We start from the raw sequence: 22,355 nt of genomic DNA, 5'->3' as shown, positions 1-22,355 counted from the left end.
CTGCTATGACCGATGAATTCGACGGAATGTACGACACGTTCAAGGCGCTTCTTGACACGTTCACTCCGGCAGACTCGATTAAGCGGCTGGAGCAGTTCGGTATCGGCCCCGATGTTATCCAGCAAATCCGAGACCGGCACGAACGGGAGGCGATTCGTGTCAGAGAGCTCGAGGAACCCCATGTCGTAGAGGACGGGGCTCGCGAAACCTGGTACACGGGCTCGCAGCCCAAGGACAAGTGTTGGCCGGCGATCGAGGCCCTGCTTCGTAAGGACGGATGGCCGGAGCCAGCGGTCAAGAGTCTCGATGACTCCTCTTACCGCATCGTGTCGTTGCTCAACCATCCGCGGGAGAGGGCCTTTTCCACACGCGGTCTTGTCGTCGGTTACGTGCAGTCCGGCAAGACGACCAATTTCACGTCGGTCGTGGCGAAGGCTGCAGACCGTGGCTACAAGCTGTTCATCGTCCTCGCGGGCGTCCACAACGGCCTTCGTCGCCAGACCCAGGCGCGACTGATTCAGCAGCTCGTGGAGCCGAATCCAACCTTGTGGTCCCAGCTAACGGGGCCCGACAAGGACTTCACTCCGCAGGAGAACCCGGCCTCGTATTTCGGCAAGAGCAACAAGACGCATGTGCTGTGCGTTGTGAAGAAGAACGCCACGGTGCTGCGCAAGCTCGCTCGTTGGCTCGATCAGGCGTCGGAGTACCTGCAGGACTGCCCGGCGCTGATCATCGATGACGAGGCTGATCAGGCGACCGTGGCGACGAAGTCGATCAACCCGCTGATCTTGAGCATCATGGAGAGTCTGCCGAAGTGTGCATACCTCGGCTACACCGCGTCTCCGTTCGCCAACCTGCTGATCGATCCGAGCGCCGAAGATCTTTACCCGAAGGACTTCGTGGTCAACCTTCCGAAGCCAATCGGTCATTTCGGCACGGAGGTTCTGTTCGGGCGCTATGCGCTCGACGGTGAGGATCCGGAACAGGTCGACGACGGGCACGACATGATTCGGTCGATCCCCGACGAAGACGTGCCGTACGTGCGTCCCGCCACGAAGGCGGACGTCGACGGCTTCGAGCCGGTTATCACCGACACCCTTCGTGAGGCCGTCGAATACTTCTGGCTGGCCACGGCCGCTCGACGCGTGCGCGACAGGGGGAATCCGCATAACACGATGTTGATCCACACCAGCGTCAACACGGCGGTACACAACAGCTTCGAGCGGCCACTCGAGCGACTGCGCGATCGGTCTGCGGAGGCCCTGGCGAATCCCGAGTTCGTCGCTCGGCTGCGCGGGCTGTGGGACCGAGAGACCGCCCGCGTCGCAGCCGAGGAGTTTCACGAGACGAAGGTGGAATTCGACCGACTTCTTCCGGAACTCCCGGGCGTCCTCGCGAGCTGCCGGATCATCATGGACAACTCCAGCAGTGAAGCTCGACTGGACTATGAGAACGGTCCGGTCGTGGCGATCGCAGTGGGCGGTAACACCCTTTCCAGGGGACTGACCCTCGAAGGCCTGTCGGTCAGCTACTTCGTCCGCTCGGTGTCGGCGTACGACACGCTCCTGCAGATGGGACGCTGGTTCGGGTTCCGAAACGGATACGCGGACCTCCCGCGGATCTGGATGACCGACGAGCTCGCCGGATGGTTCCGCCACATCGCCACCGTCGAGACCGAGATGCGTCGAGATATCGACGTCTACATGACCGAGGCCGAGACGCCGCTTACCTTCGCCGTGCGTCTTCGTACGCATCCGGCGATGCGTGTCACCGCGGCCGCCAAGATGCGGGGCGCCGTCATGGCCGCCTCCTCTTACGGCGGGAAGCGCGTTCAGACCCATTACTTTCACACCAACGCCGAATGGCTGAGGGGCAATCTCGATGCCGCCCGGACGCTCGTGACCGCGGCCAAGACACACTCGGTGCGGATGGAGGAACGCCCTGAGGACGGTCGCTACATCTTTCGCGACGTGCCGCACGAGCTCGTGACCGACTTCCTGGCGTCGTATCAGTTCCACGAGAAGTCCCAAGAGAACGACGGCGACCTGATCACGGGTTACATCAAGAAGCGAGTCCGTACGGCCGGCTCGCTGGGCAGGTGGAATATCGCGATCGTCGGCCACCCCGGCGGTACCGAAGACAAGCCTCTGACCTTCGCCGAAGGCGTAACGGTCGGCCGGATCAGCCGCGCCCGCGTCACCACCACCAGCCCCACGCCGGACTTCGCCGACATCAAGACGCTGATGAGCCGCCGCGACGCCGCCGTCGACCTGGGGGGCGACACGGCCAAGCTCGCGGAGCAGGAGATCAAGGCCGAGCGGATGCGTCAGTTCCCCGACCACGGCCTGCTGGTCCTCTACCCGATCGACAAGGTCTCGACGCCCGACCCGTCCAAGCAGCAGCGGCGTGAGCCGTTGAACGCAGAAGAACACGTCATCGGCGTCGGCCTGGTTTTCCCCGAGCCGAGGGGCTTGGACAGCACCGTGGAGAAGTACATCTCGGCCGACCTCTCCGGGATCCAGATCGAAGACGAGGACTACAGCTTCCTCGACGGTGAAGGCGCATGACCGACAGCGCGCTCCGGAAGGTCGTCGAACAGCACTGGACCGCTCTCGAGGCCGAACAAGCCAGTGGTGAAAGGCACCTGCGAGTCTCCCAGCTGCCCGTGAACACAGACAGCGGGCCCTTGGCGGTGGGTGTCGATCATGACGGTCACCGCCACCTCCTCGTGCCGATCCATTCGCATCAGAAGGTCCGGACGGGCTTGGACGGCCCAGTTCTCCGGCTGCGCAAGCGACCGTTGGAGGACAAAGAGATCTATCAGACGTACGCCGATCTCGGATGTCTGAGAGGTGACCTCAACGATCTGTTCACGGAACTGTGCGTGGAGGTTCTGGTCGTAGCCGAGAGCATGCCCGAAACCCCGGTCAAGGCCCTATACCGCGTCCTCGACCGGTGGCGGGCGCTGTTCCGTACAGAGAACAAGCCGCTGGGGCCAGAGCAACTCGCCGGTTTGTTCGGAGAGTTGATCCTACTGAATCGGCTTCTAGACCAGGACCCGAGCGCTCACCGGCTCTGGCGCGGTCCGCATGGTCACAGTCACGATTTCTCGACGGCGACCACCGCCGTCGAGGTGAAGGCCACCACGGTGGGTGAGGGACGTAGACCGCGGATCCATGGGCTCGACCAATTGGAACCACCGGCAGACGGTCTCCTCTGCCTGGCCTGGTTCCGCCTCCAGCGAACCACCGCAGACGGCCTGGGCACCGGATTCATCGAGTCGATCGAACGGGCACTGCGGCTCTGCGACGACGAGAGCTCGCTACTCGAACTGCTCGCTTCGGCCGGCTTCCACCCCTCCGACAGCGATTACTACCGGGATGTGCGCTTCGTGATCACCGAGGAGGCGTGGTATCGAGTCGATGCTGAATTCCCCGGACTGACGAGCCAAGCCCTCGCGGCGGCAGGCGTGCCGGTGACGATCCTGGAGGTCGAGTACACGATCGACCTGTCCGGAGAACATCCCGTGCCGCTGACGCACGAGACCGTGTCCGAGGTGATCAACACTATGATCCAGGAGTCCGTGTGACGGATCCCCGCTGGTTGTCCCAGCCGTTCCCTCCGGAAGGCGCAAGTGCGGCCGAAGGCATCCGTAACCAGCTCGGACGCCCCGAACTCGACCTTCTCACCATCTTGGTGCGTGAGTCCGCACAGAACAGTTGGGACGCGCGCCTGGAGGGCTCCCCCGAACCGGTCGACTATCGAATCGACCTGGGGACGGTCGGCCCCGCACACGTACGCGAGTGGCGTGAGCTGCTTCTGGGCGGGGCACCGATGAGCGCCCATCTCCCGCTGCGGGAGTCGCTGATGCGTGGCGTGGTTCGAGTGGTGGCGATCTCCGACCGGGGCACCCGAGGTCTCGGTGGACCCACCAGAGCCGATGACGCGATCGGCGACGACCGAGACTTCGTCTCGTTCATCCGCAACATCGGCGAACCGCGTAATACAGCGCTCGGTGGCGGCACTTACGGTTTCGGCAAGGGCATCTTCTACCTGCTTTCCAGATGCGGCACGATCCTGGTACACACACGCTGCCGGACCGACGAGGGCGGGTACGAGACCAGGCTCATCGGTTGTGCCCTGTGGAAGAGCTACGTCGCCTCCGGGCCTAACGGCGAACGTCGGTACACCGGTAGGCACTGGTGGGGCGATGCCTCGGGCCCGGTCGTCGAACCCCTCGTGGGAGCCGAAGCCGAGGCCACGGCCCGACGTCTCGGTCTCAAGCCGTTCGGTCCCGCCGAGACGGGCACCACCATCGTGGTCGTAGACCCTTCCCTTGAGGACCTCGAGCCCGCGGCCGCGGCAGAGTACCTCGCCGAGACCGTGACCTGGCATCTGTGGCCGAAGATGATCGCTACCGGTACCGGACAGTCCGCGATGCGCTTCACCGTCGGTTGCGACGGCAGGGATCATCCGGTCCCCGACCCGCGGCAGACCCGCCCCCTCGACATGTTCGTCGCCGCTTACGAGGCCATGCTCGGCCCGAACGGCAAAGACATCGAGTGCCGCAAACCCAAGAAGCACCTCGGCAGGCTCGGCCTGGTCACACGGATCATCCCGCCCCTGGAACCCAGCAGCGCCTCTCGCCTGCTCGGGATGGAAGACCTCGTCCATCACGTCTGCCTCATGCGGCCCGCCGAATTGGTCGTCACCTACCACCCCGGACCCAAGCCGCCGAGCGTGAACCAGGGCTACGCCGGGGTGTTCCGGGGAGACCCGGACATGGACGACGCGTACGCGCGGGCCGAACCACCGACGCACGACGCCTGGCACCCTCAGTCACTGGACTACCCCGATAGCACCTTCGTCCGAACGACGTTCCGGCGCATTCAGGAACAGATCGACGGGCTACTCGCACTCGGAGGGACCGCCCGCCCCGGTGCTGCCAAGGTGGCACTGGGAGCGGCCAGCTCACTCTTCGCAGGGCTCGTAGGAGGCGCTTGGGGAATCGGCGGCGCAACGGACTACCGCAGACCCGGTAGCACGGCGACTCCCTCTTCGCGCGTCGCGGAGGTCGCCGAGCACGAGCTCCTCGAACCGGTCGACTCAGGCCGCCCCCGGGTGAGTACCGGCTTCACCACTACTCACCCGGCTTCAGGGGAGTCCGGCTCGGGAAGCGATAATGCCAATGCGGGTGCCGCGCACGGCCACGGAGTAGCCGCTCCGGGGGGTGGGTCCATTCGCCGTCGCCCCCGCGTGCAGTATCTCGGCGATCCCTACTACGAGGACGGTTCCGACACCACCGTCCTCGTGCAGGAGTTCATATTGCCCGTACCAGGGCGCCAGCGTGTTCGCGTCGACCTGGCGGTCACTTTGCCGGGCAGCGGCGGCCGAGAGTCGGACCCGCCCCTGGATGCGCAGATGCCCGAGCTCGTCGGCTGGCAGGACGCTACGGGACGCCTCCACACCGACCCGTCGTTCGAAATCGACGGAAGTGACGTCGTGTGGCGAGCCGTGGTCCGTCCCGCTCCGGACACCATGACGGAAATCGACATCAAGGTCGAGGCGGTGAAGGCCCAGTGAGCCGTCGGGCACTCCCGTATCGAATCCCGTCCGAAGACGTCGTCCAGGTCGACCCCTGGGACCTGATCACCGACGACGGCCACATCCCTATGCCCGAGGCCCTGCCCGACTGGGACTACCAGATGGATCTGCACCTGCGTAGAACCGTCCGGATCGACCAGGACCGAGCACGCTCCCAGGCAGGACTCCCGCCCGAAGCCGTGCTCATGCTCGCCGTCGTTTGGACGGCCACCGGCTCCAACCTCAGTGGCCCCGCCCAGCACGTCCGCCTTACGGGCAGCGGGTCGGCCGCCGTCTCGCTCGACGTCCGGCTTCGAGGGTCCGATCTGGGTGGACTCCTCTTCGTGGATACCGCCCTTCTACTCGCTGAACACCGAAGTGACGGCCGGCCGTCCTCGCCGCGCCGCGCCGGATCGGTCCTGTGGAGTGACCGTTCGGCCCTACGGCTTCAGGGCGACGCACCGCAATTCCCGATGGCAGTGATCGACTTCGGGCGGACCTCCTTTCCAGACGGTGCGGCCTGGCATTTGCAGATCAGCGGCAACCTGGAGAGCGCGACCATGGGCTCGCTGCTTCTGCTGGTCAACGAGCGGAATACGGCGGTGGCCACGGCCTTCGAGAACGCGGGCAAGCCGCGAGACATCGACAGGATCGTACTTTCCGCGGTGTACGCGGACACCGCACGGACCATGATCGAACATGCGCTGTCACTCGACGAGTTCGTCGATGGCGCCGAGTTCCCAGCCGAGTCGCTCGGGGAGACCTTGACGGCGCTGTTCGACCAGCTGTTTCCCGGTCGCTCGATCAGTGACATGAGGTTGCGCCGACACCAGTCACCGAGCCTATTCGCCTCGGAAATGCAGGAAGCCGTGAAGATCTTCGAGGTGTCGCGATGAGCAATCTCTACCCCCGTCTGCTCTCCGACCAGGCTCGACGCCTGTTCGACGAATACCGCCAACTCCCGCTTGCCCAACTCACGAAGCAGGTGGCCACTTCCCACGACTCCGCGGTCTACGTCGCGACCGGGGGCGACCGGATTTCCGATGCCCAACTCAACCGGCTGCGCGGCCTGGTGCTGGACCTCGCCGCAGATGCCGGCTTTCCAGAGCCGGCCGGTCGCGCGCGGAACGCCGAGTTCGACATCCGACTCGCGGCGCTGTTGCACTCGGAGATGGGGCTGGTCCCCGCCGAGGCCGCCGCACGGGACGTGTGGGCGTTCCTGGCCTTGGTCCTGCTGCCGGACGTGGCCTACTGGCGCTACCCCGAACCGCCCAGAGACCGCATACTCGGCACTGATCTCACTCGTCATGTCTTCGGCCGTCTGTGGTGGCGGGCCCAACTCGTCCATTCGTCGGGCGACACGGAGCCCTACGGCGCGCTCGGAATCCTCGGCGAGGCCGCCTTCGACCAGATCTATGCCCGTCGAGCGGCGCTCGGCGGAAGCCCGCACACGGTCAAGGCCATCCTGCGGGTTTGGAACGGACTCGACCTGCGGGGTCTGAACGAACGCGACACTCTGCGTGACTTTCTCAAGAGAATGCTGCGACTCGCTCCGTTCGTCCTCTTCGACGGAATCGAGGAGCAGGCGCTTGATGAGGAACTTCGAGCCGTCGCGCATGAATCGGTGACCGCGCTGCTACGAGCGTCCTCCCCGGAATCCCCATCGTCGGGAGCATCGGATCAGGTGCCCGCGCCCGTCTCGGAGCGCACACAGTCCAAAGCCCGGCCAGCGAGTGATGCTCACCGCGAAGTGTCGTCACGGCTCACCTCGCTGGAGATCTGCGCCGGGTCCGGAGCCCAGGCACTCGGTCTCGAGCGCGCGGGCTTCGAACCGATCCTCCTGCTCGACCGCAACCCCAAGGCGTGCGCGACCATCTCTCTCAACCGCCCCCACTGGGACGTGCGCTGCAGCGAGATCGGGGACTTCGACCCTCTGCAGCACCCAGAAGCGCTAGAGGTAGACCTGCTCAGCGGTGGCCTGCCTCGAATCAAGTCGGCGGCCGCGGTGCGGAGGGCCGACGACGAGGAACCACGCAAGGTGCTCGAGGCCGCTCTGCGACTGGTGACCCTCGTCCGACCCAAGGTGGTTCTCATTGAGAACCTCGCCGATCTCGTCGCAAGTCCGGATTTCTCCGCCGACCGTGCTTGGATCGAAGCCGAGCTGGCGCAAGCCAGCTACCACTCGAACTGGGCAGTGCTCGACGCCGCCGACTTCGGTGTGCCCCAGCACCGGAAGAGCGGATTTCTCGTCGCTCTCCTCGAGCCTTTCAGCTCCGGCTTCTTCTGGCCGGAGCCCATCGGCAGGCCCGCGCCGACCGTTGGTGAGGTACTCGGTGCTTCCATGGCCAGCCACGGCTGGCCCGGTGCCGATACCTGGTCCGCCCGAGCGGATCGCGTGGCGCCCGCGCTCGTAGGCGGCTCGGAGAACCGAGGCGGGGCAGACCTCGGCCCCACCGGAAGCAAGCGAGCTTGGGCCGGCTTGGGGGTCGACGGCAACAGCCTGGCAGATGATCCCCCAGGCGCCGACTTCCCGGTGGACGGCCACCCCAAGCTCACGGTGAGGCAGGCGGCGAGGATCCAGGCGATCCCCGACGATTGGCAGCTCGCTGGCGGAAAGACCGCCGAGTACAGGCAGGTCGGCCATGCTCTGCCACCGCCGGTCGCCGAGGCCGTGGGCCGCGCGATCGCCTGCGCGCTCGAGGCCGCCGAGCGAGTATAGGCGGCGTCACCCGGTCATCCGGTTCGAAGAACCGATCCGGCCGGCTAGCATAGGGGCGACCTGTGTCCGCGACGCGGGAGAGTGGGCATGGACCGCAGCTCTCCCACACCTCCCGAACCGCAAGGAAACCGCGTGCCTGCGCCCTTCAAGATCATCGACCTGTTCGCCGGCCCGGGAGGGCTGGATGTGGCAGCGCAGGCGCTCGGCGTTCCGGTGGTCGCCGGTATCGAATGGGACGACGACGCATGTGCTACACGCACGGCAGCCGGGCTCCCGACAAGGAACCGGGATGTGCGCGAGTTCAAGCCGAGCGATTTCAAAGACGCCAACGTGCTGGCCGGCGGGCCCCCGTGTCAGACCTTCACCGTCGCCGGGAACGGTGAGGGAAGGGCCGCACTCGATCAGGTTCTCGAGTTCGCGAATCGTTATGCCGCCGTCCAGCCGGGGCGCCACGACGAGGAGTTCGCGGCGATTCGCGACGACCTCAAGCAGCTCAGCGACGAACGTACCGGCCTGGTCCTGGAACCGCTGCGATGGGCACTTGAGGCACTCATCGACGGACGGCCTTATCAGGCGATCGTCCTAGAACAGGTTCGTGCGGTACTCCCGGTCTGGCAGGCGTTCGGGGAGATCCTCAAGAGCAAGGGCTACGCGGTAGCCGAGCCGGAGATCCTCCACACTGAGGAATTCGGGGTTCCCCAGACTCGCCGTCGTGCCATTCTGATCGCTCGCTGGGCGGGGGATGGCGCTCAAATCGAGGGGGCGCCAGAGATTCCCGAGCCTTCTCACCGGCGTTACAGGAAGGGGGTCAGCCGGAACTCGGGGAATTCATCCCGCCTGCCCTGGGTGACAATGGGGGAGGCGCTCGGGCGAACGGACTGCTTCGAGGTGGTCTCCAACTACGGAACCGGCGGTAACCCGAAGGCGCGAGGGCGACGCCGGTACGACGAGCCTTCCGCCACCGTGACCGGCAAGGGTTCACGCAACAAGCTCGACTGGCGTGGCCGGGAACTCGGAGTGTTCTCGCTCGCCGAGTTGGGTGTACTCCAAACGTTCCCCCGGGACTATCCGTGGCGACGCGAAAACGGCGACGACGTCAATGCCCCCGGTGCACGCAGCGTCATCGCCCAGCAGATCGGCAACGCCGTGCCACCACGGCTGGGCATGCACGTCCTCGCCTCCGCGCTCGGTTTCAAGCGCGAAGATCTCGAAGCCGCGATCAAGCTGCAGTACGACTACTGAGCCGGAATCCACCGGTGATCGGGCGGGTTTGGCCCGGCGAAGAGAGGTATCTGCTGAGCTGGGAAGACGGGAGTTCTCACGCTTTCGTCGGCCCGACCAGCAAGGCACCTCTGAATCGGATGGCGGTCAGCCGAGCGCGGCTGGGCGCTGGCCCGGGATGGTCCGGTCGCGTTGAAGGTCCAACAGTTCCCGGAAGAGGCCGTCCTTCTGCCCAGCCAGCTCTTCCCACGTGCCCGTTTGCGCGATCCGGCCCTGGTCCATGACGATCACCCGGTCCGCGACCTTGGCGTTGCTGATGTTGTGCGTGACCAGCACGGTGATCCGCTCCGGTGCGAGTGGTCGCAGGGCGTGCAGGATCTTGTGCTCGCTTCGGGGGTCGAGGTCGCTGGTCGGCTCGTCCAGGATTAGCAGGCCGGGGTTGAGGGTGGTGCGGTAGAGGGCGCGGGCGACGGCGGCGCGCTGCCAGCCTCCGCCGGACAGTTCGGCGCCGCCGAGCCAGCCCTGCGCGAGGAGGGTTCGCCAGCCGGAGCGAAGCCGGGCCACGATCTCGTCGAAGCCGGTCTTCGCCGCTGCCTTCTCGATCTCGCCCATCAGGTCGTCGGTGGTGTGCCCCAGGTGGACGTTCTCGGCGGCGGAGAGCGGCCAGCGGGCGAACTCCTGTGGGATACGGGCGACGCGCTGCCACATGCCGTCGGCGTCCAGTTCCCCGACCGGGACGCCGTCCCAGGTGATCTGCCCGTGCTGGGGCAGGAGCAGCCCGGCGAGTAGTTTGAGCAGGGTGGTCTTGCCGCTGCCGTTCTGGCCGATGATCGCGACCACCTGGCCGCGGTGCAGGGTGAGGCTGACCCCCTTGAGGGCTGGTTCCTGCTGGTCGCCGGGATAGTGGTGGGTGAGATCCTTGACCTCGACCACCGCGGGCGCGGCGGGGATGATGTCGCCGCGCTGGATGCGGTATCCGCCAGCCTCGTCAAGGAACTCGAAGAAGTCGTCCAGGTACAGGCCCATGCGGTAGAGGCGGGCGCCGTTGCCGACCATGCCCTGGATGCCGCCGGTGGCGGTGCGGATCGCGAAGACGGCGCTTCCGGCGGCGGCGAGGGCGATCCGGCCCGAGGCGAAAAGGTACAGCAGCGATCCCCAGATCAGTGCGCTCCCGACTCCGGTGCCGACGGCGGCCCACAGGGAGACCCAGGCGGCGTCCCGGGTGGCCTGGTCGGTGGCGGCGGCGATCCGCTGCTCGACCTGCCGGTACTTGCGCATCATGAACGGGGTGATCTGGTCGGAACGGACCTGGTCGGCCCGGCCCTTGTCGATCAGGAACCAGCGGTAGATCCGCAGCGCCTGTCGTTCCTCGCTGGTGGTCACCGCGGCGAGGTAGTGGATGCGGGCCGTGCGCACCGCGGCGATCCCGGTGGGTACGGACCCGAGTAGCAGGAACGGGACGATCCGCCAGTCCAGCGAAGCGAGCACCCCGGCCGCCGCGATGAGGGAGATGGTCGAGGCGATGACGTCCTGAGCGCTGGACAACAAGTCCGGCGTAGTCGCAGCCCCGCGGTCGGCGGCCTCCCACTTCTCCGTGTAGGCGGGTTCGTCGTAGGCGCGCAGCTCGGCCGCGCACCCGGCGGCGATCAGCGCGAGATCGGCCTCGCGGTTCATCCGAGGCGACACCCGGCCCGACAGCGCCACTACCGCGATGCCCAGGATGGCGCGCAGCCCCGCGGCGACCAGCAGCGGGATCAGCGACGGGACCGCGGCGCGCAGGTGGTCGGTGACGGAGCCGGGCTGGAACAGCGCCCTGATGGTGCCGGTCGTCGCGTAGAGGGCGACGGCGCCGGCCACGCCGGACAGTGCCTGGCATACGAGCAGCAGCACCGTGGAAGTGCGGTCGGTGGCCCACGCCAGTGCCATCGCCCGGCGCACGAGTTGTGGCAGCCGGCGCAGCATCGCCACGGTGGAGATCGAGGTGCCGACCTTGAGCCGGTTGTCCCCGTAGTACCGCGACCGCAACTCTTCGTCGTGCTCCTCTACTGCCTGATCGTCCGTCGCCTGGGCAGGGAGGGCTGGTGCGTCCTCGGGGTCCTGGGCGGTCTTGACGCTGGGTTCGGTCACGGCGCTCCCATGAGTGGCTGGTGGCGAGAGGGACGGGCATTGTTTCGACCGGGTCGGAGCAGCGCTCCGCCCGCCGGCGCGCACTGTGCGGGTTCTGCAGTGCTGCTACGAAGACCAGGGATGGAGGCGCCTACGCTGGTCGGTCGGGCGGCGGGAAGGGCAGCCCGGTCGCGTCCAGACGGGTCAGCTCCCGGTGCACTTCGCCGTCCGGGCCGGTAGACGGCGCGATAGAGGAACGCGGCGTCGCCGCTCGCCGGGACGGCAACGCCTTCTTCGACGACGGTGCTCGCGCTGGCGACCGCGCGCAATCGCTGGTCGAGATCCGTGTCGGCGACCGGCGGCTCGGGCAGCCAGCGATGGCGTTGGCCACGCTCACACCTCCTCCATGTCCCGCAGCGTGGCCGCGTCCCAGCCGAACGTGGAGAACGCGGGCCCGCCGCGCAGGTGCGCCTCGACCGCCCGGCGGGAGGTCGGGAACATCGGGGCGGGCAGCCGCGCGGCGGGCGACCAGCGCACATCCAGGTGCTTGTCCGGCTCCATGTTGGCGAGCGTGCCGCTGAACTCGGTGACGGCGAATGCAAACAGGACGAACCCGCCCTTGCCGTCCCAGCCCTGCCTGGCCTGCAGGGTGTGGACCAGTCGAAGGTTCTCAGGTGCGGCGATCAAACCGCACTCCTCGTACAGCTCGCGGGCGGCCGCGAGGTGGATCTCCTCGCCCGGGTCGACCTTCCCTCCGGGGATCGTCCAGGCCAGCTGGGGTGTCCAACTGTGCTGGGCATAGTGGACGGTGGCGATCTGGTCGCTCGCCAGGTCGTGGGCGATGACGCAGGCCGACAGCCTGCTCGTCTCGTGCACCGAGTACTCCAAGTCCTAGGGGGGAGGGAACGTGATTGGCGGTTCTACGTCCCAGGCAGCGGGGAGGTCGAGCGCAGCGCCACGAAAGACGTCGACCGGTCCTCCTCGTTGACGTCTGGGCGGCGATCAGTCGGCGGGGCGGCGGAGCTGGTCGAGCATCGTGAGGCCGTATCGGTGGATCTCATCGTCGCGGTGCTTGGCTGCCCAGCGCAGCGCGGACGGGCAGTCGATCGCCGCGTACGCCCGGCACGCGGCCTGTTCGGCTTCGGTGAGGGTGCGGCCGTAGCCGTCGAAGAACGCCTCGCGCAGCACCGGCCGGTGGGCGGTGATCTGGTAGACGATCCGCATCAGGTCGCGACGGACCGCTTCCTCGACCTGGCTGCGCTCGAAGTCGATCAGCCGAACCAACATTCCGTCGCCGCTGGCGGTGTCAACGATCCAGTTCCGCGGGCTGAAGTCTCCATGACACACCACCAGCGGCAGCACGGGCGGCGGCACGGCCAGCGCCGCGTCCAGCACCGCCAGGTCCTCGCCCCCAAGGCCGACCTCGCGCGCCACGTTCAGGGCTCGCTCGCGCTCCTGTGGCCACGGCATACCCCGCTCGTCGCCGGGGCCGACCACATCGGGCAGCGGCTGGTCGTGCAGCCTGCGCAGCAGCTCGCCCGCCTGCCGGTAAGTCTCCGTTCGCTGCCGCGCGGTGAGCGAGGTGTGCCGCAGCGCGGTGCCGTCGACCGCCCCGGTGACGACGAGCAGCGCGTCGGCGTCGTGAGCGTGGAGAGCAGCGACGCGTCCGGGCGGCAGGACAGCGGTGGCGTGCTGATAGGCGTGGACCTCGCGCCGGTAGGACAGCTCCTTGCTGTGCCGCTTGGCGAACCACCGCCCGCCGACCTGGTCGGCGACCTCCCACAGGTAGGGGGCGCCGTGGCGGGTGTGCCCGTGGACAGCGAGTAGCCGGACGTCACCGAGGGCCTCCGTGAGGAGGCGGGTGACGTCGCTGGGCAACGTCTGGTCGTGGATCACGACGGCCAGCCGACGACGGACATGGTCTGCCCGGCCGTGATCTGAGCGAGGGCGAGAGCCGTGTACTCCACGATCGGCTCCGGCAGCTTCTCGATGGGGAACCAGGCCAGCGCGGTGCACTTGCCGGGTTCGCGGTTGGTGACTTCTCCCGTGAAGGTGCGGGGTGCGAAGAACATCTGCATCCGTCCGGCCCCGTCGTCGGCGTCGAGGTGGTGCAAGGTGTGGACGAGCTCGAGGTCCTCCTCGCGGATCTGGATGCCGAGTTCCTCCTCGGCCTCGCGGGCCATGCCGCGCAGGACGGACTCCCCCTCCTCCAAGTGGCCTGCGGGTACGTGCCAGTGCCCTTCGGCGAAGGAGGTGCCAGCGCGCTGCCCGAGCAGCACCCGGCCGTCCTCGATCAGGACCAGGTGCACTCCCACAACCATCGTGTGCGGCACGGGACTTCTCCTCCGTATATGACGGACAGCGGACTCGGGTATCGGCCCAGGCCGGTTCAGGGCACGGCGAAGCAGCGGTTCGGCCATGAGTACGGTCCTCGCACGTGAGTGCGTTGGCAGGTGTCCCACCGTAGGCGGCGCGCCGGGGCCGCATCGGCGTGTCGCGCCGGATGCCACACGATCCGGTGAACAGCTCCAACTGCCTTTACTGAGAGTGTCGTTGCCAGCAGCAGTGAACACCCTCTCAGAGGGTCCTGACAGCGGGGGCCGGACCGGCCTGGCGGTCGTGTTCACGCCGTCTCCAGGGCGGTGATCTGCTCGCGGATGCGTCCGCGCCGCGGCTGCTGCCGGCTGCCGCAGCCGGGTGAGGAAGCGGTGTCGTCCGGTTTCTGTGTCACTGGCGCTTGTAGAGAAGAGCTGGAGCCCGGACGAGGTCGAGGATGAAGCGTTCGGGGACCATCTCGTCGTCTTCAGTCCCCTGGACGGTGATTCGGTAGCCGGGGCCGATGTACGTGAGCGGTCCTGACTTGGTCAGCCGGTCTCCAGTGCCTCGGCGCCAGAGATGAAGGGCTCCGTCCTTGTGACTGAGCCGCAACGTGCCGGGCACCTCGGCACAGACAAACGTGCCGAGAATGGAGGGGCCCTCACTATCGATCCGGGTACCTTCGCATGCGTAAGCCGACGCCCTTGGGCCTGTTGACACTGCCAGCGCTGCGGCGACCGACTCCTCGAGTCCGTCGACGCGAGGGGTTCGGAGCTGCGCACCGAGCCTTGCCGCGACGTGATCGGCCGCGATGGTGTGGTTGTTTGACATGCAGATGATGCGCGCCCCGGTCGAACCCAGTTGAGCCGCTGCAGAAAAGCCTTGTTCGTGGCCATAGTGGAAGACGTCACGCTGCGCGGTGTGGGCGTCTGCGTATAGACCAGGTCCGTACAGATAACGGCCTTGGTCGGCTGGCTGGTACGGAACGGTGCGCTGCTCGGGGAGAGCGAGACCGTCTTGGTGCCAACGGCCATGGAGGTAGTCCAGCCAGCGGTCGAGATCGGCTGGTGTGGTCCAGAGGGCGCCGGGTCCGGGCAGGGCGGCTGGCTCGGCTGCGTGTTGCCAGCCTCCCGAGGTGGGCTGGTAGCTGCTGGCGCCGCCGAGGACGAGTTGGCGCGGGTCGGTCTTGAAGCGGGTGGAGGCCATGCCCAGCGGGTCGAAGAGGCGGACGCGGGCGAGGTCGGCCAGGTCCCTGCAGTAGACGACTTCGAGGATCTCGGCGAGGAGGAGATAGTTAGTGTTGCTGTAAAGGAACTGGCCTTCGGGGACTGATCTTTGCTTCTGCCGGCAGGCGAGGCTGAGTAGGTCGTCGGCAGTGTAGTAGTCGAGGTCGCGGAAGCCAGCGAGGGAGAGCAGAGTCTCGGCGTCGCGGAGGCCGGAGCGGTGGGTGATCAGGTCGGCGATGGTGACGCGGACCTGGAGGCGTGGGAGGAGGGTGTTCGCCGGCTGATTGAGCGTGAGGAGGCCGTCCTCGGCGGCGAGCAGGACGAGGTGGGCGGTGATCTGCTTGGCGACGGAGCCGACGTTGAAGGTGGTGTCCGGTCCGATCGCGACGGCGTGTTCGAGGTTGGCCAGCCCGATGTGGAGCTGGGCAGCGTCTTCACAAGGGCGGCGGACCAGGATCGAGATTCCGGGTGAGGTGTGGGGGTCGGCCGTCGGCAGGGTGTCGTGGTGGGCGTTCACAGGCTGAGGGCCTGGTGGTGGACGGCTTGCAGGCGGGCGCGGAGGCCGTCGTTGGTGATCAGCTGGAGTGCCCGGGCGTAGTCGTCGGTGGTACCGGCGAGCAGGTCGCGCTGCTGGTCGAGGTAGGCGGTGAGGAAGCGGTGGAGGTCACCGCTGGTCCGATGGAGGACGCGGGCGGTGTAGATCATGGTGAGGGGGAAGGCCCAGCAGGCGTGGAGGAAGCCGAAGGCGGGCCGGGTGGTCTGCTTCCACGGCGAGTAGAAGTGCTCGTTGTCGCTGATCTTGCAGCTTGTGGCGGCCAGAGCGTCGTTGAGCCAGTTGTGGCCGGCCTCGTGGATCAGGTCGCGGGCGAGGACGACGGGGTCGCCGACGTGGTCGAGGAAGACCGTGCCGGGCAGGCGGCTGATGGTCCAGCTGTCCAGGGTGTCGCCGAGCTGTTTGTTGCGGAGCAGGCAGAGGACGAAGGCGTGTGCGGCGAGGAGGTCGGCGAAGCCGTTGCCGGCGGCCGTGGAGTAGGCGGAGGCCGCGAGGCTCCGGAGCTTGAGCGGGGCCTGGGCGGTGTCCGGGCGCAGAACGTAGTACGGGGTCTCGGAGATCGGTGACCGGGGCAGGTCGGCGAGGTCGGGGCTGAGAATGACGCGCGGGCCGACGGCGGTGGGGGTGAGCTTATCGGTGGCTCCGGCGTCGGGATTGACGGAGTACCAGTCGAAGCGGTCGGGGTCGTTGGCCCGGGCCGCGGCCTCGGCGCCTTCGAGGACGTGGTGAGCGAGGGCGTAGTCGATGGCGGCGTCGCCGATCGGTGGCGGGGGTGCGGTGGGGTGGGTGACGCTGTGGATCTTCGCGATGCGGCTGCGGTGAAGGCGCTTGATCGGCGGGAAGTCGAAGGCGATGGGTGCGTCCATGCGGTTTCTCCTCGGAGGGTTGAGGCCCTGGGGCCGGGCCGGCTGGCCCGGCCCCAGGGTTCACTGCCGGTGCTTGGAACTCCGGCGAGTGAGAGTGATCAGGCGGCGTCGACCTCGGTGGTCGGCCAGCCCTCGGCCGAGACGCTGGAGGTGTGCGCGGTGGTGCGGACGGTCTCGTCCTCGCCGCGCAGGTCCTCGACGGCGGCGATGAAGTCGCTGATGCGGTCGTTGGTGTCCATGTCCGTGCCCTTCTTGGTTGATGGATGGAGTGGAGCGTGTGCGTTGCGGGCTCGGCTCCAGGGCGGTGCTCTCGCCCTGCGCATGGCGGGCCTCCTGGAAGGTTGGTCAGCTGCGGTGGCTGGTGTGCCGGAGTGCGTCGCGCAGTTCGTCCATGCCTGGCCGGTCGGTCGGTGCGTGGGCGAGGGCGGCGGCGACGGTGGTCTTCAGTTCGCGCGGGATGCTGGTGTGCTCGTCCGGAGAGCTGAAGCGGGGGATGTCCGCGCGGAGGTACCGGTACGTGAGGACGCCGAGGCTGAACACGTCGGCGGCCGGGGTGGCGTGGTGGTAGTCGGTGGCGTACTCGGGCGGCCAGTGGACCTCGGGTCCGCGGGAAGCCGGTCCGCGCGGGGCGTCGGTGTGACAGGCCGCGCCGAGGTCGGTGATCAGGCCTTGGCCCCCATGGATGAGGATGTTCTCCTGGTAGACGTCCCGGTGCACGATGCCGCGGCGGTGAAGGTTGTGCAGGCCGTCGGCGACGTCGGCGAGGATGCCCAATCCCTGGCTGGACGTCTGATTTCCCAGCAGGGTCCGGAAGTTGCCGCCCTCGCAGTGCGGCATGGTGTACCAGTCGAAGCGCTCACAGCTGCCGCGCTCCAGCAGGGGGACGACGTGGTCGGTGCCGCCCGCGGCCCGGGTGAGCTCGGCTTCGTGAAGGAAGTCCTCACGGGCCAGGGCGCGTTCGGCGTCGGTCATCTGGGCGTACCAGTAGAAGCCGTAGGCGGCGGGCTTGGTGGTGTCGTCGAGTTCGGCGAGGACGTGGTTGCTGCCGAATCCGGCCTTGAGGACGACGGGTGCCTGGCCAGGGCGGCTGGCCTTGATGAGGGTGCTTGCGCGGGTGAAGGCGAGGAGGTCATGGACGTGCCAGCCGGCGTCGCGGACGTGGTCAAGGACCCATGCTGCGGGGTGGAGGGGGTGCAGGATCATCGGCGAATTCCTGGGTTCGGGGCTGGGGGACGGTCTCGCGGAGCCGTTCGAGGCAGGCGGCGGCAAGGTGGTCGAGGTGGGCCGTGGTGGCACAGAAGTGCCGCAGGACGGGCAGACCGGTGGTCTTGGTCCAGGCGTCGGCGGCCTGCTCGTACAGGTCGGCCAGCCGGTCGGCGGTGTCCGGATGCTCGGCGAAGCGCCGGGCTGTCGCCCGGGCGGCGATTCGGGTGTTGCAGGTCTCGGGCGGTGTGGTGAGCAGGACGGTCAGCCGTGGCCAGGTGGTGGACTGCTCGGCGAGGCGTTCGACAAAGGCGTGGACGGACCGCTGGTGGAGCAGGGCGAGCAGGGCCGCGGTGGAGAGGGTGAGCCGGTCGGCGATCACCGGGCCGAGCGTCAGGGCGGGGGTGAGGTTGAAGCGGGCGTGGAGGGCGAGGTCCCAGCAGGCGGCCTCCGAAGCCTCGTCGGCGCTGGCAGCCGGTTGGCCGGCGCGGAGGCCGATAAGGGTTCGGGTGGCGATAGGTGATAGCCAGGAGAACTGGCCGGTGTGGCTGAGGGTGATGCCCTCGACGTGGGCGTCGGCGAGGAGGCGGTCGCGCAGGGTGCTCTTTCCGGCACCTGCGATTCCTTCCAGGGCCAGCAGCACCGTGGTCACCTCCGGCGATCGGTGGTGGTGGGGTTCGGGTCGGGCTCGGCGGTCAGCCAGCTGATGAACTTGGCGGCGCGACCCTGGATGACGGGGAGAGTGCCGTGGGTGAGCTGGGAGCCGTAGAACAGGGCTGTGCCGGGGGAGGGGTCGACGCTCCAGCGGGTGCGGGGCATCTGCTGGAACCAGGTGGCGGAGTTGTCGGCGCCGTCGTTGGCCAGCCACATGCCGTCCGCGTAGCCGTGGTCGCTGGCGTCCGTGGGCTGGGTGTTCCAGAGCTGGTCGCTGGAGGCGGTCTCGACGTAGAAGTCGCCGCCGACTTCGGCGGGGGTGATGACGACGCTGATGCCGGCGATCTGGCGGGGCCAGGCGAGCGGGTCGGGAGCGATGCCGTCGAGGTGGCCGGTGATGTGCTGGCCGGGGCCGTACTCGACGTACGTCCAGGGGCGGCAGGTGGTGATGGAGGGCATGACGCGGGCGAGGGCCGGGCGGGCGCGCTCGAAGGCGTGCTGGAGCAGCTTCTCGGCCTCGTCGGGGATGTGCGGGATCTCGATCCGGCCGGCGGGCTCGTAGACGGCCATGGCCTGCTCGGCGGTGTGGCCAGGGATCTCATGGATGGAGACGCGGCGCTCGCTGCCGAAGCGGGCGCGGTCCTGGGCGGCCAGGAAGTCGTTCATCAGGGTGGTGAGGTGGCTCTGCTCGGTGGGATCGATGAAGTACTCGACGCTGCCGAAGCCGACGGTCTCGGCGATGTGGATCACTGGTGGTTCCTCCTCGTCTCAAGTACGCGGTGGACGTCGTCCAGGGCGGTGCAGTGGTTGAGCCAGCTGACGACCGGGCTGCGGGCGGCAGAGAGGGGTTCCTGCCACAGGGCGAGCAGTTCGCCGGTGAGCGGCAGGTCCTCCCGGGTGGGCAGCAGCGGGTTGCCTGCGGCGGGGCTGAGCGGCACGAGGGCAGGGCAGGCAGCGGAGTGCTGGGTGGCGAAGGCGTGCGCGAGGCGGGCGGCGGCTGTGGTGCGGCACGCCTGCCGAACGAGGTCGTCAGGCTGAGGCCGGTGGTAAGCACTGTGTTCGGTGACGATCCAGGCATCGATGATTGTGGCGCCCGCGGTGGCGACTCGGCAGGTCGCACAGCAGGTGCCATCCCGGTCAGGACAGGGCGCGTGGTGTCCAGACAGGGCGGTGGCGATCTCGTCGAGGGCGGCCCACGCGGTGGCGGCAAGGAGACCGTAGGCGGTGCGCTGGCGAGTGTCAGAGCGGTGGTTGCAGCACGCTTCTCCCGGGCCCAGCTCGGGTGCGGGCGTGAAAGCGGGGTCGATGAAGAGGGTGTGGAAGTAGACCATGCGGCCGAGGAGCTGGTGCAGCGTCACGTGGTCGAGGGCCGTGGTCATCACCGCATCGCCTCCGGCTGCCGGGTCGGCCGTTCGGCAGGGAGCGGGCAGAAGCACGCCGGACCGAAGTTCGGGTGTTCGTCTCGCAGGGCGTCCGCGAGCACGGCCGTGGCGGCGTCCAGGTGGGCGAAGTAGTCGTCCCAGCTATGGCCGTCGGCCGGTTCGAGCGCCAGGTCAAGGACCGGCGTAACCGTCCCGGCGGTCTCGCAGGTCAGCTCCGAGCGGCCGAGGGTGATCGCGACAGGGGCCGGCAGACGAGGCGTTGCCGTGCTGACGGCGCGGCACAGGGTGGCGGCGGCGCGAGCGTATTCGTGGCGGTCGCGGGCGAGGATGCCGACCTTGCGTGCGGCCGGCGCCAGGTCGAGGCCGGTGTAGGCGTGGCCCTGGCAGCTGTCGTACGTGACGAGGTTCCAGCGGCGGGTGACGGTATGGACGAGGGGCCAGACGCCGGGTTCGATGGCGTCCCGCCACTGGGTGTAGGTCGGGTCGAGGTCGTCGGCCTCGTGGATGCCGGGCTGACCGGCGGTGTTGATGTTGCCGTGGTCGCTGGTGTGCAGCCTGACCGCACCGCGCGGAGCGTCGTGGTCGTCCCAGCGGGCGAGGAAGCCCGTGACGTCGCGCATGCTATTCGGAGTGCGGGGGCGCCAGCGCAGTGTCCGGCACCAGGCACCGTCGGGATGGGCGGGCTGGGCGAGCAGGGCGGCGGTGCCGTCCACCACGCGCATCCGGTAGTCGCAGTAGGCGTCGTGGCCGTCGGCGAGGTTCATGCGCCAGCGGGTGGCGATGCAGCCGCCGCCGCAGGTGCTGCGGTAGTCGCAGGTCGTGCACTTGTTCATCAGGGCCTTGCCCTGGTTCAGCAGGTTGGAGCTCTGCTGGACGGCGGTGATCTCGCGCTGGTCGCTCGTCGTGTGCAGACGGGTGAGCTGGGCCTGGGGCCAGGGCAGTTCGTCGCAGCTGCCGAGGCGGCCGTCGGGGTAGAGAGTGAAGACGTGGTCGCACTTGAGGTCGGAGAAGTGACAGAAGCCGGTTCCCAAACCGCGGAGGCGTCGGATGGTGGAGACGGCAGGTTCAAGCTTGATGCGCCTGAAGTGCCCAGCGCTTATCCAGTGCGCAGTGGCGGTGAGGACGAACTCGGCGTACACGTCGGGGTGGATGGCCCAGGCCGGTCCGCTGGCGGCGGCAACCGCGGTCTGCTGGAGGCGGCGGCTGACCGGAATGCGCCGACTTCTGGTCGTGGTGGGCCGGCGGATGGTGGTGTCGAAGCAGGGCACGAAGCTGACCGCGTTCACCGCGTCGAAGGCGGCGAGGTGGTCGAGTACCGCCCCGGCCCTGCCCAGCACAGCCGGGGTGACGGCGGCGATCACCCCGACGTGGCGGTCCCGCTCGCCGAGCAGCTTCAGGGCCCGGGCGACCCGCGGGTAGACCGGCTTGCCGTCGTAGCCGACGCGCCAGGCGTTGCCCTGCGCGTCCCCGTCGAGCGAGATGCCGATCTGGAGGGCCGGGTAGAGGTCGTCGAAGAGGTGTAACCAGTCCTCGTCGAGCCGGACTCCGTTGGTCTGGAGGGTCACCCGGACGACCTGGGGCAGCTCGGCCAGCTGGCCGAGGATCTCGGCGAGGTGGTCTTTGCCGGCGGTCAGCGGCTCGCCTCCGTGGAGTTCGACGGCGAGCGGGCGGCCCCGGAAGAGCTCGGCCAGCCGCCCGATCTGGGCGGCGCCGACCCGGGCTCCTCCGGGTGCCTCCTTGCGCTTCTCGTAGCAGTAGAGGCAGTCGATGTCGCACTCCTCGCCCCGCACCTTGACGATGACCGACACTGCGGTGCCGGTGTCGTCGGCGTCCAGGCTCCGGTAGAGCTGGTCGATCCCCTGGTAGTGCTGCTGCTCGGTGGTGCGGTGCATCGGCTGTCTCCCTCTCTACTGCCGTGACCGGATGGGGTTAGTCGGACAGGCGTCCCAGCAGGGCGCCCTGGCCGGACTGGAGGATGTGGGCCGCCTCCAGCGGGATCCAGAAGCACTCGAAGTGGGTGGGCTCCTGCTCGCCGTCGTGGTCCTCCTGGCTCATCCATCGCTCCGGGGTGGGCTCGGTGAGCTCCAGGTGGAAGACGTGCCGGCGCTGGATCTCGAACCGGTACGGGCTGATGTCGTACTCGGTCTCACCGAGCTTGCGCACGATCTTGAAGTCGGTCAGGCCGGTCTCCTCACGGGCCTCGCGCAGCGCGGCGGCCTCCGGGGTCTCGCCGGGTCGAATGCTGCCCGCCGGGACCTGGATTCCGACCTCCTCGTAGGAGTAGTCGGTGTGCCGGAACACCAGCAGCCGACCGTCGCGCACGACGTAGACGAGCACCTTGTCCTTGGTGACCTTCTCGGGCATGGATGAGCCTCTCGCTTGGTGAAGGTGGTTGTGGCCGGGTCGTGTCCCGTGGGGTGGTGTAGTGGTGGTGCGCCAACGGTCATGAAGTAGACGGGAGTTCGTCGAGGCCGGGGTTGTCGGGGTAGATCTTCTCCATGCTGGCCTCGGGCAGGTAGCGGCGAG

Annotated in this window: 19 protein-coding genes; 6 read left to right on the top strand and 13 right to left on the bottom strand. The window is 68.0% G+C overall.

The window, feature by feature from the left end; all coding sequences use genetic code 11:
- Nucleotides 1-5 precede the first annotated feature (5 nt).
- From ACWD4U_RS08695 to ACWD4U_RS08670, 6 genes are all read left to right on the top strand, one after another.
- Nucleotides 6-2,567 (top strand): Z1 domain-containing protein, encoded by a 2,562-nt coding sequence (locus tag ACWD4U_RS08695; protein WP_363460021.1) that lies wholly within the window; start codon nt 6-8, stop codon nt 2,565-2,567.
- Nucleotides 2,564-3,589 carry a PD-(D/E)XK motif protein gene (locus ACWD4U_RS08690; protein ID WP_363460020.1) on the top strand — a complete coding sequence of 342 codons (1,026 nt, stop codon included), beginning with the start codon at nt 2,564-2,566 and terminating at the stop codon, nt 3,587-3,589. Before ACWD4U_RS08695 ends, ACWD4U_RS08690 begins: the two co-directional genes overlap by 4 nt.
- Entirely contained in the window at nt 3,586-5,583 is a 1,998-nt protein-coding gene (locus ACWD4U_RS08685) for a hypothetical protein (RefSeq protein ID WP_363460019.1), read from the top strand. The genes ACWD4U_RS08690 and ACWD4U_RS08685 overlap by 4 nt, the downstream gene beginning before the upstream one ends.
- Nucleotides 5,580-6,479 carry a hypothetical protein gene (locus ACWD4U_RS08680; protein ID WP_363460018.1) on the top strand — a complete coding sequence of 300 codons (900 nt, stop codon included), beginning with the start codon at nt 5,580-5,582 and terminating at the stop codon, nt 6,477-6,479. The genes ACWD4U_RS08685 and ACWD4U_RS08680 overlap by 4 nt, the downstream gene beginning before the upstream one ends.
- Nucleotides 6,476-8,302: a DNA cytosine methyltransferase gene (locus tag ACWD4U_RS08675; RefSeq protein WP_363460017.1), complete on the top strand. Its 1,827-nt coding sequence runs from the start codon at nt 6,476-6,478 to the stop codon at nt 8,300-8,302. Before ACWD4U_RS08680 ends, ACWD4U_RS08675 begins: the two co-directional genes overlap by 4 nt.
- A gap of 132 nt (nt 8,303-8,434) precedes the next feature.
- Nucleotides 8,435-9,544, top strand: a complete 1,110-nt coding sequence (locus ACWD4U_RS08670) for a DNA cytosine methyltransferase (protein WP_363460016.1) — start codon at nt 8,435-8,437, stop codon at nt 9,542-9,544.
- Nucleotides 9,545-9,670: 126 nt separating this feature from the next.
- Here the strand turns inward: ACWD4U_RS08670 and ACWD4U_RS08665 are convergent, their stop codons facing one another.
- From ACWD4U_RS08665 to ACWD4U_RS08605, 13 genes are all read right to left on the bottom strand, one after another.
- Entirely contained in the window at nt 9,671-11,650 is a 1,980-nt protein-coding gene (locus ACWD4U_RS08665; RefSeq protein ID WP_363460015.1) for an ABC transporter ATP-binding protein, read from the bottom strand.
- Between the two features lie 372 nt (nt 11,651-12,022).
- Entirely contained in the window at nt 12,023-12,505 is a 483-nt protein-coding gene (locus ACWD4U_RS08660; protein ID WP_363460014.1) for an NUDIX domain-containing protein, read from the bottom strand.
- A 126-nt stretch (nt 12,506-12,631) separates the two neighbouring features.
- On the bottom strand, nt 12,632-13,525 hold the full coding sequence (locus ACWD4U_RS08655) for a phosphotransferase (RefSeq protein WP_363460013.1): 894 nt from the start codon (nt 13,523-13,525) through the stop codon (nt 12,632-12,634).
- Nucleotides 13,522-13,962: an NUDIX hydrolase gene (locus ACWD4U_RS08650; protein ID WP_363460012.1), complete on the bottom strand. Its 441-nt coding sequence runs from the start codon at nt 13,960-13,962 to the stop codon at nt 13,522-13,524. Before ACWD4U_RS08650 ends, ACWD4U_RS08655 begins: the two co-directional genes overlap by 4 nt.
- Before the next feature lie 394 nt (nt 13,963-14,356).
- Nucleotides 14,357-15,688 (bottom strand): serine hydrolase domain-containing protein, encoded by a 1,332-nt coding sequence (locus ACWD4U_RS08645; RefSeq protein WP_363460011.1) that lies wholly within the window; start codon nt 15,686-15,688, stop codon nt 14,357-14,359.
- Nucleotides 15,685-16,590: an aKG-HExxH-type peptide beta-hydroxylase gene (locus ACWD4U_RS08640; protein ID WP_363460010.1), complete on the bottom strand. Its 906-nt coding sequence runs from the start codon at nt 16,588-16,590 to the stop codon at nt 15,685-15,687. Before ACWD4U_RS08640 ends, ACWD4U_RS08645 begins: the two co-directional genes overlap by 4 nt.
- Nucleotides 16,591-16,688: 98 nt before the next feature.
- Nucleotides 16,689-16,829, bottom strand: a complete 141-nt coding sequence (locus ACWD4U_RS08635; protein ID WP_363460009.1) for a hypothetical protein — start codon at nt 16,827-16,829, stop codon at nt 16,689-16,691.
- A gap of 106 nt (nt 16,830-16,935) precedes the next feature.
- Nucleotides 16,936-17,793 carry a protein kinase domain-containing protein gene (locus ACWD4U_RS08630; RefSeq protein WP_363460008.1) on the bottom strand — a complete coding sequence of 286 codons (858 nt, stop codon included), beginning with the start codon at nt 17,791-17,793 and terminating at the stop codon, nt 16,936-16,938.
- On the bottom strand, nt 17,753-18,436 hold the full coding sequence (locus ACWD4U_RS08625) for a hypothetical protein (protein WP_363460007.1): 684 nt from the start codon (nt 18,434-18,436) through the stop codon (nt 17,753-17,755). The genes ACWD4U_RS08630 and ACWD4U_RS08625 overlap by 41 nt, the downstream gene beginning before the upstream one ends.
- Nucleotides 18,437-18,441: 5 nt before the next feature.
- Nucleotides 18,442-19,197 carry a hypothetical protein gene (locus ACWD4U_RS08620; protein ID WP_363460006.1) on the bottom strand — a complete coding sequence of 252 codons (756 nt, stop codon included), beginning with the start codon at nt 19,195-19,197 and terminating at the stop codon, nt 18,442-18,444.
- Complete coding sequence (locus ACWD4U_RS08615; RefSeq protein WP_363460005.1) at nt 19,194-19,826, bottom strand: hypothetical protein; 633 nt, start codon at nt 19,824-19,826, stop codon at nt 19,194-19,196. The genes ACWD4U_RS08620 and ACWD4U_RS08615 overlap by 4 nt, the downstream gene beginning before the upstream one ends.
- Nucleotides 19,826-21,721 (bottom strand): radical SAM/SPASM domain-containing protein, encoded by a 1,896-nt coding sequence (locus ACWD4U_RS08610; RefSeq protein ID WP_363460004.1) that lies wholly within the window; start codon nt 21,719-21,721, stop codon nt 19,826-19,828. Before ACWD4U_RS08610 ends, ACWD4U_RS08615 begins: the two co-directional genes overlap by 1 nt.
- A 37-nt stretch (nt 21,722-21,758) precedes the next feature.
- The gene (locus ACWD4U_RS08605) at nt 21,759-22,193 is read right to left on the bottom strand and encodes an NUDIX hydrolase (RefSeq protein ID WP_363460003.1); all 435 of its coding nucleotides are present in this window, start codon (nt 22,191-22,193) and stop codon (nt 21,759-21,761) included.
- Nucleotides 22,194-22,355 lie beyond the last annotated feature (162 nt).

The sequence above is a fragment of the Kitasatospora sp. NPDC002522 genome (genome assembly GCF_053595195.1).
This window is presented reverse-complemented; position numbering and strand designations above follow the sequence as displayed.

Bases quoted from the DNA above. Each gene is read 5' to 3' on its own strand.
- ACWD4U_RS08695 (WP_363460021.1), top strand. From the start codon at position 6: ATGACCGATGAATTCGACGGAATGTACGACACGTTCAAGGCGCTTCTT.
- ACWD4U_RS08690 (WP_363460020.1), top strand. From the start codon at position 2,564: ATGACCGACAGCGCGCTCCGGAAGGTCGTCGAACAGCACTGGACCGCT.
- ACWD4U_RS08675 (WP_363460017.1), top strand. From the start codon at position 6,476: ATGAGCAATCTCTACCCCCGTCTGCTCTCCGACCAGGCTCGACGCCTG.
- ACWD4U_RS08640 (WP_363460010.1), bottom strand. From the start codon at position 16,590: ATGGACGCACCCATCGCCTTCGACTTCCCGCCGATCAAGCGCCTTCAC.
- ACWD4U_RS08635 (WP_363460009.1), bottom strand. From the start codon at position 16,829: ATGGACACCAACGACCGCATCAGCGACTTCATCGCCGCCGTCGAGGAC.
- ACWD4U_RS08630 (WP_363460008.1), bottom strand. From the start codon at position 17,793: ATGATCCTGCACCCCCTCCACCCCGCAGCATGGGTCCTTGACCACGTC.
- ACWD4U_RS08615 (WP_363460005.1), bottom strand. From the start codon at position 19,826: ATGACCACGGCCCTCGACCACGTGACGCTGCACCAGCTCCTCGGCCGC.
- ACWD4U_RS08610 (WP_363460004.1), bottom strand. From the start codon at position 21,721: ATGCACCGCACCACCGAGCAGCAGCACTACCAGGGGATCGACCAGCTC.
- ACWD4U_RS08605 (WP_363460003.1), bottom strand. From the start codon at position 22,193: ATGCCCGAGAAGGTCACCAAGGACAAGGTGCTCGTCTACGTCGTGCGC.